At 70.9% G+C, this 16,483-nt stretch carries 11 protein-coding genes and 1 pseudogene; 6 read left to right on the forward strand and 6 right to left on the reverse strand.

Features of this window, described 5'->3' with window-relative positions; genetic code table 11:
- Positions 1-427 precede the first annotated feature (427 nt).
- From ACFYNS_RS30765 to ACFYNS_RS30785, 5 genes are all read right to left on the reverse strand, one after another.
- The gene (locus tag ACFYNS_RS30765; protein WP_360294027.1) at positions 428-1,297 is read right to left on the reverse strand and encodes an FAD binding domain-containing protein; all 870 of its coding nucleotides are present in this window, start codon (positions 1,295-1,297) and stop codon (positions 428-430) included.
- A 258-nt stretch (positions 1,298-1,555) separates the two neighbouring features.
- The gene (locus ACFYNS_RS30770; protein ID WP_388606169.1) at positions 1,556-3,232 is read right to left on the reverse strand and encodes a beta-N-acetylhexosaminidase; all 1,677 of its coding nucleotides are present in this window, start codon (positions 3,230-3,232) and stop codon (positions 1,556-1,558) included.
- A gap of 12 nt (positions 3,233-3,244) precedes the next feature.
- Entirely contained in the window at positions 3,245-4,096 is an 852-nt protein-coding gene (locus tag ACFYNS_RS30775; protein ID WP_388606171.1) for a carbohydrate ABC transporter permease, read from the reverse strand.
- Complete coding sequence (locus ACFYNS_RS30780; RefSeq protein ID WP_388606172.1) at positions 4,093-5,094, reverse strand: carbohydrate ABC transporter permease; 1,002 nt, start codon at positions 5,092-5,094, stop codon at positions 4,093-4,095. Before ACFYNS_RS30780 ends, ACFYNS_RS30775 begins: the two co-directional genes overlap by 4 nt.
- A complete protein-coding gene (locus tag ACFYNS_RS30785) occupies positions 5,091-6,359 on the reverse strand; it encodes an extracellular solute-binding protein (RefSeq protein WP_388606193.1) in 1,269 nt (422 codons plus the stop codon). Before ACFYNS_RS30785 ends, ACFYNS_RS30780 begins: the two co-directional genes overlap by 4 nt.
- 324 nt (positions 6,360-6,683) lie before the next feature.
- On the opposite strand from ACFYNS_RS30785, the pseudogene ACFYNS_RS30790 reads away from it, so the two are divergent.
- From ACFYNS_RS30790 to ACFYNS_RS30810, 5 genes and pseudogenes are all read left to right on the forward strand, one after another.
- Positions 6,684-7,232, forward strand: a pseudogene (locus ACFYNS_RS30790) (cysteine hydrolase family protein); the annotation flags it as partial.
- Positions 7,233-7,342: 110 nt separating this feature from the next.
- Positions 7,343-8,260, forward strand: a complete 918-nt coding sequence (locus ACFYNS_RS30795; protein WP_360294039.1) for a DJ-1/PfpI family protein — start codon at positions 7,343-7,345, stop codon at positions 8,258-8,260.
- A gap of 294 nt (positions 8,261-8,554) precedes the next feature.
- On the forward strand, positions 8,555-8,752 hold the full coding sequence (locus ACFYNS_RS30800; RefSeq protein ID WP_388606175.1) for a hypothetical protein: 198 nt from the start codon (positions 8,555-8,557) through the stop codon (positions 8,750-8,752).
- Between the two features lie 216 nt (positions 8,753-8,968).
- Positions 8,969-9,496, forward strand: a complete 528-nt coding sequence (locus ACFYNS_RS30805) for a hypothetical protein (RefSeq protein WP_360294044.1) — start codon at positions 8,969-8,971, stop codon at positions 9,494-9,496.
- Complete coding sequence (locus tag ACFYNS_RS30810) at positions 9,496-14,280, forward strand: putative T7SS-secreted protein (protein WP_388606177.1); 4,785 nt, start codon at positions 9,496-9,498, stop codon at positions 14,278-14,280. Before ACFYNS_RS30805 ends, ACFYNS_RS30810 begins: the two co-directional genes overlap by 1 nt.
- 51 nt (positions 14,281-14,331) lie before the next feature.
- Here ACFYNS_RS30810 and ACFYNS_RS30815 read toward each other — a convergent pair whose 3' ends face one another.
- Positions 14,332-14,817 carry a hypothetical protein gene (locus ACFYNS_RS30815; RefSeq protein WP_388606179.1) on the reverse strand — a complete coding sequence of 162 codons (486 nt, stop codon included), beginning with the start codon at positions 14,815-14,817 and terminating at the stop codon, positions 14,332-14,334.
- Positions 14,818-15,081: 264 nt separating this feature from the next.
- On the opposite strand from ACFYNS_RS30815, the gene ACFYNS_RS30820 reads away from it, so the two are divergent.
- Positions 15,082-16,398, forward strand: coding sequence for a DUF1266 domain-containing protein (locus tag ACFYNS_RS30820; protein ID WP_388606180.1), 1,317 nt, complete (start codon positions 15,082-15,084; stop codon positions 16,396-16,398).
- Positions 16,399-16,483 lie beyond the last annotated feature (85 nt).

Here is a 16,483-nt window from a genome sequence, read left to right on the forward strand (position 1 = left end):
GGCGGGGGGGGGGGGGGGGGGGGGGGGGTGGGGGGGGGGGGGCGCGGGCCCGCGCGGGCGCGGGCGCGCGGGGGGCGGGCCGGCCCGCCCCCCCCCCCCCCCCCCCCCCCGCCGCTGGGCAGCTGCACGAAGGCGGTGGCGTCCGCGTCGTACTCGCCGCCGCCCCAACTCCTGGGCACGTGCTGCCCGTGCTCCGTCTGCTGGGCGTACGGGTCGGGCTCCGGCTGCCGGCCGTACGGGTCGGGTGCGGCGCCCTGCGCGGCCCAGGGATCGCCGCCGTACTGTGCGGCGCCGCCCGCGCCGTTGCCGTACTCGTCCGTGTCCGTGTGCGCGTTCACATGTCCGTGCGGCTCCGCACCCGCGTGCGGTCCCGCGCCCCCGTTCCGGTGTCCGTTCCCGTTGCCCTGTGGTGCCTGTGGTGTGCCGCTCATGCGAGAGCCCTCCCGAGTCCCCGGCGGGCCAGTGTCGCCACGGTACGCCGCAAGTGCAGCGCCGCGGGCGGAAGCTGGGGGGCCGGCCCCGGGTTCTCCTCGGGGCCCGCCGGAAGCGGGTCGGGGATGCAGGCCATCGCGACGTACTCGCCGAAGGCGGTCAGCGCCTCGGGGGCCAGCGAGCGGTCGCCGTCCCAGTCGATGAGGGTGGCGATCCACTGCTCGGCCTCCAGCGGCCGCAGCGGCATCGGTGCGACGGCGCCCACCGCGCACCGCACGCCGCGCCGCATCGGGTCGAGGACGACGGCGACGGAGGCCAGCGCGCGGCTGGGCCCGGTACGGCTGGTGGCCTTGAGGAAGGTCTGCGGGGCGTGCAGCAGCGGAACCTTCACATAGCCGACGACCTCGCTGGGCCGGAGGATGTCCATTCCGGCGAGCAGGTGGCTGACCGGGAGTTCGCGGTGTGCCCCCTCCGGGCCCGCGATGGAGAGGGTGGCCTCCAGCGCGGCCAGCACGGGCAGCGCGTCCCCGGTGGGCGAGGCACTGACGATGTTGCCGCCGAGCGTCCCCGCGTTCCGGATCTGCGGGGGTCCGGCGGCCCGGGCCGCGGCGGCGAGCGCGGGGATGAGCGCGGCGAAGTCGGGGCGGCCCATGCGCGCGTGGGTGAGTCCGGCGCCGAGTACGGCGTGCCCGTCCTGGTAGGACCAGCCGCGGATCTCGCTGATCCGGCCGAGGCCGACCAGTGCGGCGGGGCGGAGGTGGCCGGAGTTGACGTCGGCCATCAGGTCGGTGCCCCCGGCGACCGGTACGGCGGCGGGTACCGCGGAGAGCGCCGAGACGGCCTCCTCCAGCGTGGCGGGCAGCATGACGGCAGGGGGCACAGCCTGCGCGGCTCGTTCGCCGTCTGGTGCATGCCGTACGTGCGTGCTCACCTTGCTGCCCCTTCCCCGACATACCGGGCTCCCGGCTGCACTGCCGTACGGTACGTGCTCACAGCCCGGACGAGGCAACTCTGGCACATCTCGGCCCGCGCCTGACACGAGGGCCGGGGATGGGCCCTTTCGCACCGTTTGACCCGCGCCGGGAGTGAAACGCCGGGGAAAGGGAAGTGCCGGGCGGTCTGTTCACTCCAGGGGGCGCCCTGGAATCCCGGGCCGCCGCTGCCAGGGCCGGGGCCCGGCGGCAGGACGGTAGGCGACCCCGCAGGCGTCGAGGCGGGCGAGGTGCGCGTCCGCCAGGCGCGCCGCGAAATCGTCGTAGGCGTGGCCCGGTCCGGACCAGGCCAGCTCGGCGACGGCGGCGAGCCGCGGGAACATCTGGTAGTCCAGCCGCTGGACGCTCTCCGCGCACTCCGTCCACATGTTGGCCTGCACCCCCAGCACTCGCTCCGCGTGCCCCTCCCGCTCCAGCTCTGCGGGCACCGGCTGCATCTCGTACACGTCGCGCAGCGTGGACACGTACCCCAGCGGCACGGGCTCGTCCTCGCCCGGCGCCTGCCTCCGGTCGAGGTACAGCTCGTGCTCGGGGCACATCACCACATCGTGGCCGGCGCGCGCCGCGGCGACGCCCCCTTCGTACCCCCGCCAGGAGGAGACGACCGCTCCCGGGGTGAGCCCGTCCCGCAGCGTGCCGCCCTGGAGGATCTCGTCCCAGCCGGTCATCCGACGGCCGCGTTCGGCGAGCCAGCGGTCGAAGTGCCGCACCATCCACGCCTGGAGGGCCTCCTCGTCGCGCAGCCCCTCGCGGGCGATGCGCTCCTGGGCGACGGCCGACTCCCGCCACTGGTCCTTGGGCGTCTCGTCACCTCCGATGTGCACGAACGGGGACGGGAAGACCTCCAGCACCTCCTCCAGCACCTGTTCGTAGAAGCGCAGCACCTCGTCCGTGGGAGCCAGCAGGTGCGGACTGACGCCCCAGTCGGTCCACACCTGCGCGCCGCCGTCCGCCGAGCCGAGTTCCGGGTACGCCGCGATGGCGGCCTGCGAGTGCCCGGGCAGTTCGATCTCGGGCACGACGGTGATGTGCCGCTCCGCCGCGTACGCGACGATCTCGCGCAGGTCGTCCTGGGTGTAGTGGCCGCCGTGCGGGCGTTCGTCCCACAGCGGGGAGGCCCGGTGGCCGACCCGGGTGCGGGAGCGCCAGCCGCCGACCTCGGTCAGCCGGGGGTGGCGGCGGATCTCCATCCGCCAACCCTGGTCGTCGGTCAGGTGGAGGTGGAGGACGTTCAGCTTGTGCAGGGCGAGCAGGTCGAGGGTGCGCAGTACGCCCTCCTTGGGCACGAAGTGCCGGGCCGTGTCGAGCAGCAGCCCGCGCCAGCCGAACCTCGGGGCGTCCTCGGCGGCGCCGGCCGGCACTTCCCAGGAGTCGGCGGTCGCGGCCCGGCGGAACGCCGCGGGCGGCAGCAGTTGACGCAGTGTCTGCACCCCGCGGAACACCCCGGCGGCGTCCCCGCCCGCCACGAGCACCCGATCGGCGGTGACGTGCAGCAGATAGGACTCGGAGGCGCGTCCGGGGTCGATGCGCAACTCGACAGTGTTCTCGGGGTGCTCGGGGTGCTCGGAGTGCTCGGAGTGCTCGGAGTGCTCGGAGTGCTCCGCGGTCTCCGGCGCCCCGGGGCCTTCCGGCGTCCCGGGGCCCTCGCGCCAGGGGAGCGCCGCGAGGCCGCGCAGCCAGCGGGCGGCGCCGCGCGCCCCCGGGCCGGCGACGAGCGCGGTGCCGCTCCCCCACACGAAGGGCGGGCCGTCGTCCTGCCGCACCTCGCGCGCACGCGGGACGAGCCCCGCCCAGCCAGTGGCCGACATGTTCGGTCCTCCTTATTTCACGGCCCCGCCGAGCCCGGAGACCAGGCGGCGGTGCACGCAGACGAAAAAGACGAGCACGGGCACGGTCATCACCGTGGAGGCGGCCATCACACCGCCCCAGTCGGGGGTTTCGGTGTCGAAGAAGACGAGCAGCGCCATCGGCAGGGTGGAGTTCTCCGTCGCGCTGATGATGAACGACTTGGCGAAGAGGAAGTCGTTCCAGGTGGAGATGAAGGAGAAGACGCTCGTGGCGACCAGTCCGGGCAGGACGAGCGGGAAGAGTATCTGCCACAGAAAGCGCGTCCGGCTCGCTCCGTCGATGAACGCCTGCTCCTCCAGGGCTTCGGGAACGGCCTTCACGAATCCGCGCAGCATCCAGATGGCGAACGGCAGCGAGAAGGCCAGGTGCGGAAGGACAAGGGAGAGGAGGGTGTTGAGCGCCCCGATGTCCCGCATGAGGAAGAACAGCGGAATCGTCAGCGCTTCGACCGGCACCATTTGCGCGGTGAGGATGAGGATGAGCAGCGTGGTGCGCAGCCGGAACCGGAAGCGGGCGACGGCGGTGGCGGCGAGGAAGGCGAGCAGGGCCGAGGCGACCACCACCGTGCCGGCCACCAGCAGACTGTTGAGGAAATAGCGGCCGAAATCCTCCTGCGCGAAGACGCGGCGGAACGCGTCGAGGGACGGCGAGAGCGTCCAGGGAACGGGCCGGTCGGAGCGGATCTCCCCGGCCGGTTTGAACGCGGAGAGCACCATCCAGTAGAGGGGGAATGCGACCGCCGCGGCGATGAGCACGGCGACGCCGTCGGCCACGGAACGCCACGGCCGCCGCGCCCGCGCGCGGACTCCCGGTCTCGTGCTCATATCTCCTCCCCGTTCCTGCGGAGCAACTTCAGATAGATCAGCGTGACGGCGAGCAGAATCAGCAGCATGACGACGCCGATTGCCGAACCGAGGCTGTACTCGGCCGAGGCGAACGCCTTTTGGTAGGCATAGACGTTCAGCACCAGGTTCTGCCCGGCGATCCCGCCGCCGTCGGTCATCACATAGATCTGGGTGAAGACCTTGAAGTCCCAGATGACCGACTGGATGGTCACCACAATCAGTACCGGGCGCAGCATCGGCGCCAGCACGCTGCGCCAGGTCCGCCACACCCCGGCACCGTCCAGCGCGGCGGCCTCCAGCACCTCGGTGGGAACGGCCCGGATGCCCGCGTACGTCACCACCATCACCAGCGGGAACGAGCACCACACGACCTCCAGGAGGACAAGCGTGAACGCGCTGTACCGCCCGTACGTCCAGGAGTGGTCGCCCAGCCCCAGCATCCGGTTGACGGGACCGAAGTCGGGGTCGAAGAGGAACACCCACACGGTGGAACCGGTGATCGCGGGGGTGGCCCAGGCGCCGAGGGCCGCGAGCATCAGCAGCAGCCGGGGCAGCGCCCGGATCCGGGTGAGCAGCACGGCCAGCCCGCAGCCGACCGCCACCGTGCCCAGCACGCAGCAGCCCGCGAACACCACCGTAGCCAGCAGCACGTCCCAGAACTGCGCGTCGCCCAACAGTTCGGCGTAGTTCGCCAACCCCTGGAAGCTGGTCGGCTCCCCGCCGCTGACCTGCGCCTGGGTGTACTCCAGCACGGAGATCAGCCCGAGCTGGTAGACGGGGTAGACGAGCAGCCCGGCCAGCACCACGAGCGCGGGCGCGAGGTAGAGCCAGGGCGTCCAGCCGGCGTGCCGCAGCGGCCGGGCGCGAGCGGGCGCGCGATCCCGGACGGGGGCGCGGTCCCGGGCAGGAGCGCGATCCCGGGCGGGCGCGCCGTTCCGGGCGGGGGCGCGGGCGGACGTGCGGTGCCGGACGCTCACCGGTGGAACGCCTCGTCCATCTTCCCGGCCGCGTCGGCGGCGGCTTCGGCCACGTCCTGTTTGCCGCTGACGATCCGCTGGAACATCCCGGGCAGGATCTGCGAGGCGTCGATCCGGCCCCACGCCGGGCTGACGGGCACGAACTCGGTACCGGCCTCCAGGGTCGCCACGAACGGCCCGACGAACGGCTCCCGCGCCGCGACCTTCTTGCGGGTGTCGGCGAAGGTCGGCAGGAAGCCCATGGCGTCGAACAGCCGCTCCTGGGTGCGCTTGCCCGCCAGTTGCTCCATCAGGTCGACGGCGAGGCTGCGGTGCCGGGTGCTCTTGAGGACGCCGAGATTGTTGCCGCCGGCGAAGGCGGGCGCGACGCTGCCCTGCTCGGTGCCGGGCAGCGGGACGACGGCGTACTTCCCCGCGGCCGCGCCGTCCTCCATCGCCTGCCGGTTGAAGTCGCCGCCGATGGCCATGGCGGCCTTGCCGCCCGCGAACGCCTCCACCGTGTCGTTGCCGCCCATGGCGGCGCACTTGGCCGCGGGGCAGTTCCCGTCGCCGAAGAGGGCGGCGTAGGCGGCGATGCCCTTGCGCGCCTCGGGGCCGTCGACGGCGGCCCGGAACTCCCCCTCGCCGTCCTTCTTCGCCAGCGCGCCGCCGTGCGCCCAGAGGAAGGGCATGGCGCCGTAGGTGTAGGCGCCGCCGACGGCGATGCCGTACATGTCCTCGCGCTCGGCGTGGATCTTCTTCGCCGTGCGGGTCAGTTCGTCCAGCGTGCGGGGCGGCTTCAGGCCCAGGTCCTCGAAGACGTCGGTGCGGTAGTAGAGGGCGCGGACCCCGACGAAGAGCGGCGCGCCGTACTGCTTGCCCTCCACGGTGACGGACTTCTCGGCGGTGGGGTCGAGGTCGTCGGCGGCGTCCCACTTCGCGAACTCGGCGCTGATGTCGGCCAGTCCGCCGTCGGCGACGTATCCGGCGGTGTCGGTGTTGCCGTACTCGATGACGTCCGGCGCCGAGTCGGGGTCGTTGAAGGCGCCTTTGATTTTCTCCGCCCGGCTGTCGACGGGGATGTACTGCACCGCGACCCGCACGCCCTCGTGCTGCTTCTCGAACCGGTCGGCCACCTTCCGGACGACCTTCTCCTTGGGCTTGTTGCCGACTTCGCGGAAAAGCCAGACGCGGACCGTGCCGCTCTTCTCGTCCCCGCCGTCCTCGCCGCCGGAGGTGCCGGGTGCGCATCCGGCGAGCGCTGCGGCCGCCATCCCGAGTGCCATGAGCGGGGCGAGAAGGCGTCGCCCGTTCCTGTGCTGTCTGCCCTTGACGACCGTCACGACGAGACCCCCAAGCATGCCGAGTTGCAACATGTGCAACGTGCGTTTCGCTCTGCACAACTGCGCGAGAGGCTACGGGCGGGAATACGCGGGGGGCAATAGGTCCGGACCGGCAACGGCGGGAACACCAGGACGAAGTGGAGGCGGAGCGGCAGGCGGAGAACCGGAGACGGGAAGGCACCCGCGGCCGGGGGGTGACCGGATCGTTCCGCCACCGGCCCCGATCGTGCCTGTCAGCGGCGTCCCGGCGCCGCCCAGACTGTCGGCATGAACAGAGCGCTGCTTGTCATCGACGTCCAGGAGTCCTTCCGGGCCCGTACCGACCTCTGGACGACCATCGCCGATCCGGACATCACCGAGCCGGTGAACAGGCTCGTCCGGCTCGCCCGCGCTGCCGGGGACCAGGTGATCTGGGTACTGCACACCGAACCCGGCAGCGGCAACGTCTTCGACCCGGAGCAGGGCCATGTGCGGCTGATGTCCGAACTCGACCAGCCGTCCGCCGGCGAACCCGTGCTGCACAAGACCTCGCACAACGCGTTCACCACCACACCGCTGCAGCAGTTGCTGACCGGCGCGGGCGTCACCGAGCTCGTCGTCTGCGGCATCCGCACCGAACAGTGCGTCGAGACCACCACCCGGGTCGCGAGCGACCTCGGCTACCGGGTCTCCTTCGCCGTGGACGCCACCACGACCAACCCCGTGGGCGGCCTGAGCGCCGAGGCCGTCGTCGAACGGACGGTGGCGGTACTGCGCGACCGCTTCGCGCGGATCACCACCGTCGCCGAGCTGGAGGCCGAGCGGGAGGCCGAGCAGGAGACCGACCTCGCGGCCGGACCGGACGGCGGACCGGACGGCGGACCGGACACCGGAGCGGCGGCCGGTCCGGTGGAGGGGGACCCCGCACACCTGGCAGCATCGTCCGCGTGACCCGCGTCGTCCTCCTCCTCGCCCCGGGCGTCCACCTGCTCGACCTCGCCGGCCCCGCCCAGGTCTTCAGCACCGCGGCGGGGCTCGGCCGGCCCTACCGGCTCGACTACGTCGGCGAACGGGAGCTGATCCACAGCGCACAGGGCCTGCCACTGGGTGCCGAGACCGCATGGCCCCCGGACCTGGACCGGGACGACCTGCTCGTGGTGCCGGGCTGGCACTCCGCGCGCCGCGGCCCGCCCCCCTTCGGCGACGGGACGCTCGCCCGCATCGCCGCGCACCACGCAGGCGGCGGCACGGTGGCGAGCGTCTGCTCCGGGGCGCAGGCACTGGGCGAGGCGGGGCTGCTGGACGGCCGCCGCTGCACCACGCACCACGAACTCCAGGACGAACTCGCCCGCCGCTTCCCGCAGACCACGGTGGTCCGCGACGTCCTGTTCACCACGGACGACCGGGTCGTCACCTCCGCCGGGATCGCCAGCGGCATCGATCTGTCCCTGCACCTGCTGTCCGTACGGCACGGCCCCGCGCTCGCCGCGCAGGTGGCGCGGAGCATGGTCGTCTACGCCCGCCGCAACGGCGACGAGCCGCAGGCCAGCGCCGTCCTGCGGTACCGCTCGCACCTCGACGACACCGTGCACCGCGTCCAGGACCTCATCGACACCCGGTTCGCCGAACCCCTCACCCTGGACCGACTGGCCGCCGACGCCGGGGTCAGCGCCCGCACCCTGACCCGCCTGTTCACCCGCGCCACCGGCGGCCTGACCCCGCTGCGCTACCAGCAGACCCTCCGCCTCGAACGCGCCGAGCACCTCCTCGCCCACGGAGCCACCACCGACACCGCCGCGCACGAGGTCGGCTTCACCGACCCGCGGATGCTCCGCCGCCTCCGCTCCCGGAACGCCCCGGCCTGACCGTACCGGGGGCCGGGCGGCCGACCGGACGACCGCGGCAGCCGTCGCCGACGCATCCGCGCACGTCCTCGCAGTGTGGCGGCCGGAACACGAAGGGCCCGCACAGGCCGCTATCCTGAAGATCCGACCGCGTGGCGGCCTGATGACCTGGTGACCTGGTGATCAGACCGAGCCGACGCACCCGACCGCCCGACGGATCCGGCGACCGGGGGCACACCAGGTGCACACCGTCGGTCGGACGAGCGCAGCAGCAAGCGTCCCTCCCGACCCACCAGCCCCGGAGGTCACCGCCCGATGGCCCAGCGGCCCCCGCGCCTTCCCACCGCACCGCCCAACCCGTACGGAGCGCACCCCGGGGCCGGTTGGGCACCACCCCGCTCGGCGGGCACGGGCAAGGGGAGGATCACGCGGGGACGGGTGATCGCGGCAGCGGTGGGAAGCCTGCTGGTCTTCGTCTACGTGGTGATACCGGTCGTCCGCTTGCTGTTCTGAGCCCCGTCGGGAGCACGACCACGGCGGATCGGCGGGTACGGAATACCAAGCCGTCAATTTGGGGAAGCGGGAGTAGCCGAGCCGCTGCCCAGCACTGGACCGTGGCCCCGACCGTACCGGTGCAGGTCCCGACGACTGCCCATTACAGCACGCGTTCGAACTGTCGCTTTCGGATACGGTGTTCTTTCGATCGGAGACAGCTCCTGGGGGGACGCTATGGGTGACGACGGCCGGCCGCTGCTGTCCGGCGACAGGCTCAAGGACGAGTTGGCACACAGGGGTCAGTTGCAGGTCCCGAAGGAGACGGTCGACGGGCTGACCAAGGGCATCAAAGGTGCGCTGGAGGAACTCCGTGAGATCGGCACGGATGTGGATGCGGCGCAGGGCAGTGGTTTCGAGGAGATGTCGCTGACCAAGATGGAGGTCGGTGACGATGCCCTGTGCCAGTCGTTCGAGGGGTTCTGCGAGCGGTGGGAGTGGGGGGTGCGTGGCTTGATGGCGGATGCGGACGGCATCGCCGAGCGGCTGGGGCTGGCGGCGGGGATGTCCTGGGAGGAGGACCGCTTCCGGTCGAGGGCGATCAAGGGTGGTGTCAACGCGCTGAATCCGCTCGGTAATCCGTATGCCTCCGAGAAGGGGGTGGACGGGGCCGGGTTCGTGGACATGGCTACCGGTCAGGTCGATGGCAAGCCCGGTCAGGGCGAGGGACAGCCCGGTCAGGGCGGCGACGGAGGCGCCGGCTGATGGGGCTGGGAGATCTCGTCGACAAGGCGACCGACGCTGCCAAGGATGCCTACCACGACTTCACCCCCGACCCTGTCGAGGACAAGATCGAGGGTGCCGTCGAGAAGGGCGGCGAGGTCGTCGGCAAGGGCTCGGACCTGCTCGCCGACAAGCTGGACCAGCTGGGCTGGAAGCCCGGAGCCAGGTTCGTCCGCGACGCGGGTGACTTTGTCACCAACAAGACCGGCGGTGATGTCCAGGAGCGGGAGCTGGGCGAGACGGAGGAGGCGAACAAGCTCGTCCACGGCTCGCCCTCCACGTTGGAGTCCACGGCCGACCACCTGCGGGACTTCCACAAGGCGTTCAACCGGGTGGGCCACGCCTTGCAGGGTCTGGACTCGGAGCACTTGAAGGGGGAGGCGGCCGACGCCTTCCGGCGGACGGTGGACGTTCAGCCGCGCCTGTGGTTCAAAGCTGCCGACGCCTGTGAGAAGGCCAAGGGTGCTTTCAACGACTTCGCCGGCACCGTGCGCTGGGCACAGGGTGAGGCCAAGGATGCCATCAAGCTCTACAACGAGGGCAAGAAGGCATCTCAGCAGCACAGCACGAAGGTCACCTTCTACAACGACGCGGTCGAGGCGTACAACGACACGCCGAAGGAAGACCGCGTGCCCGGCTCGCTCCCCGACAAACCTCCGGCAAAGGACCCGGGCGAGGCCAAGATGCAGGAGGCCCGCGAGAAGCTGAAGGAGGCCCGCCGCCAGCGGGACGAGGCGGCACGGGCCGCCAACAAGCTGATGGAGGCCGCTCGTGACGCGGCTCCGGCCAAGCCCTCGTACGGAGCGCAGGTGCGCAGCGGAGTCAAGGGCGGGCTGCTGGCGATGGAGCACCGTATCGGCGGCTTTCTGAACACGGGCTCCGAAGCGGTCAACTTCGCCAAGGGCATGAGCCCGATCAACGCGCACAATCTCCTCAACCCCGACGACTACCAGACCAACCTCAACAGCACGGTGGCCGGGATGAAGACCCTGGCCACCCACCCGGACATCGCCCTCAAGCAGGCGTACCGGAGCTTCCTCGACGATCCGGAGGCGTTCTTCGGCGGCCTGGGCTTCGACGCCCTCACCGGAGGCGGCGGCAAGGCCGCGGGGGCGGCGGCGAAGGGCTCACGACTGGCCCGGAAGGCGGAGCATGCCGCCGAGCGTCCGGGGCGCACGTCCCTCAGGCAGGAGCCGGACAACCACACTCGCCCCGACGGCAGCCGGCCCTGCGGCGAGGACCCGGTCGACTTCGCCACCGGCCGGATGCTGCTGCCGCAGACCGACCTGGCGCTGCCAGGCATCCTGCCCCTCGCCTTCCGCCGCCAGTTCGAGTCCTCCTACCGCGCCGGGCGGTGGTTCGGTCCGGCCTGGTCGAGCACACTCGACCAGCGCCTGGAAGTCGACGCCGAGGGCGTCGTCTTCCACGGGGAGAGCAGCCTGCTGGTCGCCTACCCGCGCCCGGAGCCGGGCGGTGATCCGGTACTTCCCGGCAGAGGCCCGCAGTGGCCGCTGCGGCTGCGCGCGGATGGCGATTACGTACTGACCGACCCGGAATCGGGCCTGGCGAGGTGGTTCACGCCCCCGGCCGACCTTGCCGACCGCGAAGGCGTGGCCCTGCTCGCCGAGATATCCGACCGGAACGGCAACCGGATCACGTTCGAGTACGACGAGGACGGCACCCCGCTCGCCCTGGTCCACTCCGGCGGCTACCACGTGCGCGTGGAGAGCGACGCGGAGCTGGGCCGCGTCACAGGGCTCCTGCTGGCCGGTGGAGCACAGGACGGCACCGACCAGCAGATCGTCCGCTTCGGCTACGACCGGCACGGCAACCTCACCGAGGTGACCGGCTCCACCGGCCGCCCGATGCGCTTCGGCTACGACGACGCCGACCGCATCATCTCCTGGACCGACACCAACGACTCGCACTACGAGTACGCCTACGACGAGCACGACCGCTGCGTGTGGCAGTCCGGCACCGAAGGCCACATGCACGCGACCTTCGACTACAGCCTGGCCGATCCGAAGACGGGCCACCGCGTCACCAAAGTCACCACTTCCCTCGGCCAGACCACCTACCACCTGATCAACGCCCGCGACCAGGTCGTCGCCATCACCGACCCCACGGGAGCCACCAGTCGCATCGAGCGCGACACGCACCACCGCGTGCTCTCCCACACCGACGCACTGGGGCGTACCACCCGGCTGGAGCGGGACGGAGCAGGTCGCGTGGCACGGGTCATCCGTCCGGACAGCAGCGCGACCTCGATCACTTACACCGCTCTCGGCATCCCGGCCGAAGTCACGGAGCCGGACGGCGCGGTGTGGCGGCACGAGTACGACGAACGCGGCAACCGGACGCTCACCATCGACCCCGCAGGAGCGTCGACCGGTTATACGTACGACGAGTCCGGCCGTCTCACCTCGGTGACGGACGCCCTCGGGCAGGTGATGCGGGTGCGCTGCGACGCGGCGGGCCTGCCGGCCGAGATCACCGACCCGGCCGGAGCCGTGACGACGTACCGCCGGGACGCCTTCGGCCGCCCTACGACCGTCATCAACCCACTCGGTGACACCACCCACCTGTCCTGGACGGTCGAAGGCCACCTCAGCCGCCGCACCTCACCCGACGGCGCCACGGAACGCTGGGAGTGGGACGGCGAGGGCAACTGCCTCCGCCACGTGGACGCGGCAGGTGGCGAGACGCGCTACGAGTACACCCACTTCGACCTGCTCATCGCCCGTACCGGCCCCGACGGCGTGCGCCACACCTTCACCCACGACACCCGGCTGCGGCTCCGCGAGGTGACCAACCCCCAGGGGCTCACCTGGACCTACGACTACGACGAAGCCGACCGCCTCGTCGCGGAGACCGATTTCGACGACCGCATCCAGCGCTACACTCTCGACGCAGCAGGTCAGTTGACGTCGCGCACCACACCGCTCGGCGACACCATCGCCTACGAACGCGACGTGCTCGGCCGGATGACGGCCAAGGACGCGGCCGGCACCGTGACAACGTACGCGTACGACCCGGCCGGCCGCCTGGTCGAGGCCCGCAACCCGGACGTGGAGCTGCTACGCCAGTACGACCGGGCGGGCCGCCTCAAGACCGAGGTCGTGGGCGGCCGTGCGCTCGCCTACGCGTACGACGCGCTGGGCCGCCCGGTACGCCGCACCACCCCCACCGGCTCGGTGACCCGCTACGGCTACGACGCCGCGGGTAACCGCACAACGGTAACGGCCGACGGCCACACCCTGACGTCGTCCTACGACGCAGCAGGCCGCGAGCGGCAGCGAGACATCGACGGGAGGGCCTCCCTCTTCTGGACCTGGGACCCGGCAGGCCGCCTGACCGGCCAGACCCTCACCGGCACGGCGGCGGAGCTGGACTGGCACCGCTCCTACACCTACCGCCCGGACGGCCACCTGATCGCGGTGGACGACTCCCGCGAGGGCACCAGCCGCTTCGCCCTCGACACGGCGGGCCGCGTCACACGGGTCAGCGCCCGCGACTGGACGGAGACCTACGCCTACGACGAGGCGGGCAACCAGACGACCGCCGACTGGCCCGCCGCACACGCGAGCCCGGAAGCCCGCGGCCCCCGCACCTACACCGGCACCCGCATCCATACGGCGGGCCGCCTGCGCTACGAGCACGACGCCGGGGGCCGCGTCGTGTGCCGCCAGAAGAAGAACCTCTCCCGGCGGCCGGACACCTGGCGCTACGAGTGGGACGCGGAGGACCGCCTGACGCGGGTCACCACCCCGGACGGGGCGGTGTGGAACTACGCCTACGACCCGTTGGGCCGCCGCACCGCGAAGAGCTCCGATGCCGAGCGGGTGGACTTCACCTGGGACGGCCCCACCCTCATAGAACAGACCACCACCGGCCCGACCTCCCACCCGGTGACGCTCACCTGGAACCACCAGGGCCTCCACCCCATCTCCCAGACGGAACGCATCACCGACGAGACCTCTCAACGGGAAATAGACTCCCGCTTCTTCGCCATCGTCACCGACCTCATCGGCACCCCCACAGCGCTGCTCACCGAGTCCGGCGCCACGGCCTGGCACACCCGCTCCACCCTCTGGGGCACCACCACCTGGAACACGGACGCCACCGCTTACACTCCCCTCCGCTTCCCCGGCCAGTACTTCGACCCCGAATCGGGGCTCCACTACAACTACTTCCGCCACTACGACCCGGAAACCGCCCGCTACCTCTCCCCCGACCCTCTGGGGTTGGCACCGGCACCGAACCCTGTGGCGTATGTGGTCAACCCGCATGAGCTCGTGGATCCGCTGGGACTCTCCGGTTGCCCAGTAGGGTCTGCCAAGAGCGCGAAGGACCTCAGGAATACACCCGGACCGGCTACAGGAGGAAGCTCACTTCCCGATGTCTCCGGGCAATGGCTGAGGGGGTCAGACGGAAATGCCGGACGAATACCCGGTCAGGTGGCTCGAGAACTCCAAGGGAGAGAGTTCACCAAATTCGATGACTTCCGTCGAGCCTTCTGGGAGGAAGTCTCACGGCACCCAGAGCTGGCTGAGCAGTTCGATAAATCTGGGCAGACCGCCATGGCGGGGGGAAAATCCCCCTTCACCCCGGCGTCTCAGCACGATGGCCAAGGCAGATACATCTTGCACCATATGCACCCGATCCAGCATGGCGGGGGCGTGTATGATCTCGACAACATAGCCGTAGTAACACCGCGATACCACAAGGAAATTCTCAGCGGAAACTATCATTTCGGAAACGGCTAGAATCAAGAATTCTCACGACGTAGAGGGGCAGTGCGCGCAATGCCGAAAAAATCACGCGATGAGCTGATCAGAATCGTACAAAAACTCATCGCTGCGGATCTTCCTGAAGAAGAAGAGGATCACCTCGTCGAGGAATTGCAATCCAGTGTCTTTCACCCGCGCGTCACAGACCTGATCTATTATCACTATCCGAAGTTGACGGCTGAAGAAGTGGTCGACAAGGCCCTGGCATATCGCCCGATTGAACTCTGACAAAGTCGTGCACAACAGGCGGTGAGCGCCGATGCGAGGCACTCGCTGGTGTTCGTCGACCGTCTCCTGACCCACCTCACGCGCTTCCGTCACGCCAGCCCGCACGATGTGCCGGCCTGCTGGTTCGGCGTCGACCGCTCCACCATCGCGCCCTTGGCCATCGGTGAGGTGCGACCTCTGCTTGCCGAGCGGGGCCGCACCGACAGCCGCGGAATGCGGCTTCGAACCCGCACCGAGGTCGTCGACCAGCTCGGCGCCACCTTGACCCGGCATCATCGACGGCACCGATCACCGGAGGTTACCCACCCATGCTGCAGCGGTCCGCGCGTGCCCACGCCGCTGCCCAATCCGCATGGTGTGTATCCGGAGGCCAGGCGGGCGCCACCACCTTGGAAGGCAGGGAAGGCAGTCTCACCACCTGTGCAGGTGTCTGCTGGTGTTCGCCAACGTGGTGATGCCGGCCGTTCGACCGCCCCGCTGAGCCGTCGGGCAGGGTGGGACGGCGAACAGAACGCGGGCGACGGCGACAACTGAGTGCGAGGGCGACAGATGTGGAAGCGGGGGGCGGCCGAAGAGGCCGCGGGGGCAGCGGGAGCGCGCGCGGCGGCAGCGGCGGGAGCCGACACGGCGGCGCCCGCGTGGCCGGAGGCTCCCAGTGTGGTGGAGCAGCGGTTGTACGAGGCCAAGTGCCGGCACGACTGGGCCGCTTACCTGGATGTGCTGGCGGGCCAGTACCTGTACCGGCTCGCTTCCCGGCCGTGGTTGGACGCCAACCCCGGGCACCTCCCGGCCCGGATGCAACCGGTCTGGCGCGCGGAGGTGCAGAGCTGGTGCGCTGCCGTCTACACGGAGGCCATGCTCCCGGCACCGGTCGAGGACCCGGTCTTCATCTCCGAGACCCTCGGCGACTACGCGCGGGACTGGTCGGCTCAGGACCCGCAGTGGCTGGCCGTCAATCCCGGCTCGCCCTGCGAGGCGTACTTCCCGGCCAGCCGGTCGCTGTGCGCGCTGTGGAAGCAGCACGCCGACCGGGTCGACCACGTCTGCGCGCACGGGACACTCCGCACGCTGTGGCTGGGCGGCCCGCGCTCCGGACCCGTCGCCCGCGGACTCGCCTGCGGTGCCCTGCTGTCCGTGAACAACGGCCTCTACTGGAACTCACTCGGCCACGGGAACGGCTACACCGACGAGCGGCGGGCGCTCGACCGCTGGTGGGGCGTCACCACACGGGAGAAGTGGCAGCAGTACCAGGAGGAGCTGCTGACCAACGAGATGAGCAGCCCGGTGTGGGAGTTCACCCTGGGCCTGCGGCACAGTCTGGCCCAGGACTTCGGCGGGCAGGTGGAGCCCGCGCACTGGCGGCAGGCTGCGGAGCGGGTGCTGCGCAAGCGGATCGCCACAGCCACCATCGAACTGACCCCGGACGGGGTGACCCGGACCGAGGGCCCCAGCGAGGAGGAGGTGGAGTGGCAGATCGACGGGGTGAAGCGGCTGATCGGACGCATCACCCGGTACGAGTCCCGGTTCCGCGCCGACGGGCTGCTGCCCGAGGGGCGGTTCGTGCGCTCCGCCGCGGCCTGGGACTACGGCCGCGCCGCCAACATGGCCCGCTTCGGCCTGGCGTCCCGCTTCTGCACGCTGCCGGAGGCCGAGGACGCCGTCCTGCGCGCCGGCCGGGTCAGCGCGGTCGGCTACCGCTCCTGGGAGGACTTCTCCGCCGGGTACATCCTGGGACGCTGCCTGCACTTCGACGAGGAGGAGTTCGGGTCGTGGTACGAGGACATGCTGACCGCCCACCGCGTCCTGACCACCGACCCCGAAAGCCCCTGGCTGACCCTCCCGTTCCGCGCGGGTGACGGCATTTAGTGTGGTGGCGGGCAGGTTCGCCCGGGTTGAGAACGGTTCGTCGCCAGGACCGGTGAGGTCCGCACCCACTCGCCGGAGGCATGTC

Origin of the sequence: Streptomyces sp. NPDC006925 (assembly GCF_042869575.1) — a bacterium.
Lineage (GTDB): Bacteria > Actinomycetota > Actinomycetes > Streptomycetales > Streptomycetaceae > Streptomyces.

Bases quoted from the DNA above. Each gene is read 5' to 3' on its own strand.
- ACFYNS_RS30820 (WP_388606180.1), top strand. From the start codon at position 15,082: ATGTGGAAGCGGGGGGCGGCCGAAGAGGCCGCGGGGGCAGCGGGAGCG.
- ACFYNS_RS30765 (WP_360294027.1), bottom strand. From the start codon at position 1,297: ATGCTGCCCGCCACGCTGGAGGAGGCCGTCTCGGCGCTCTCCGCGGTA.
- ACFYNS_RS30805 (WP_360294044.1), top strand. From the start codon at position 8,969: ATGGGTGACGACGGCCGGCCGCTGCTGTCCGGCGACAGGCTCAAGGAC.
- ACFYNS_RS30775 (WP_388606171.1), bottom strand. From the start codon at position 4,096: ATGAGCACGAGACCGGGAGTCCGCGCGCGGGCGCGGCGGCCGTGGCGT.
- ACFYNS_RS30810 (WP_388606177.1), top strand. From the start codon at position 9,496: ATGGGGCTGGGAGATCTCGTCGACAAGGCGACCGACGCTGCCAAGGAT.
- ACFYNS_RS30785 (WP_388606193.1), bottom strand. From the start codon at position 6,359: ATGGCACTCGGGATGGCGGCCGCAGCGCTCGCCGGATGCGCACCCGGC.
- ACFYNS_RS30800 (WP_388606175.1), top strand. From the start codon at position 8,555: ATGGCCCAGCGGCCCCCGCGCCTTCCCACCGCACCGCCCAACCCGTAC.
- ACFYNS_RS30770 (WP_388606169.1), bottom strand. From the start codon at position 3,232: ATGTCGGCCACTGGCTGGGCGGGGCTCGTCCCGCGTGCGCGCGAGGTG.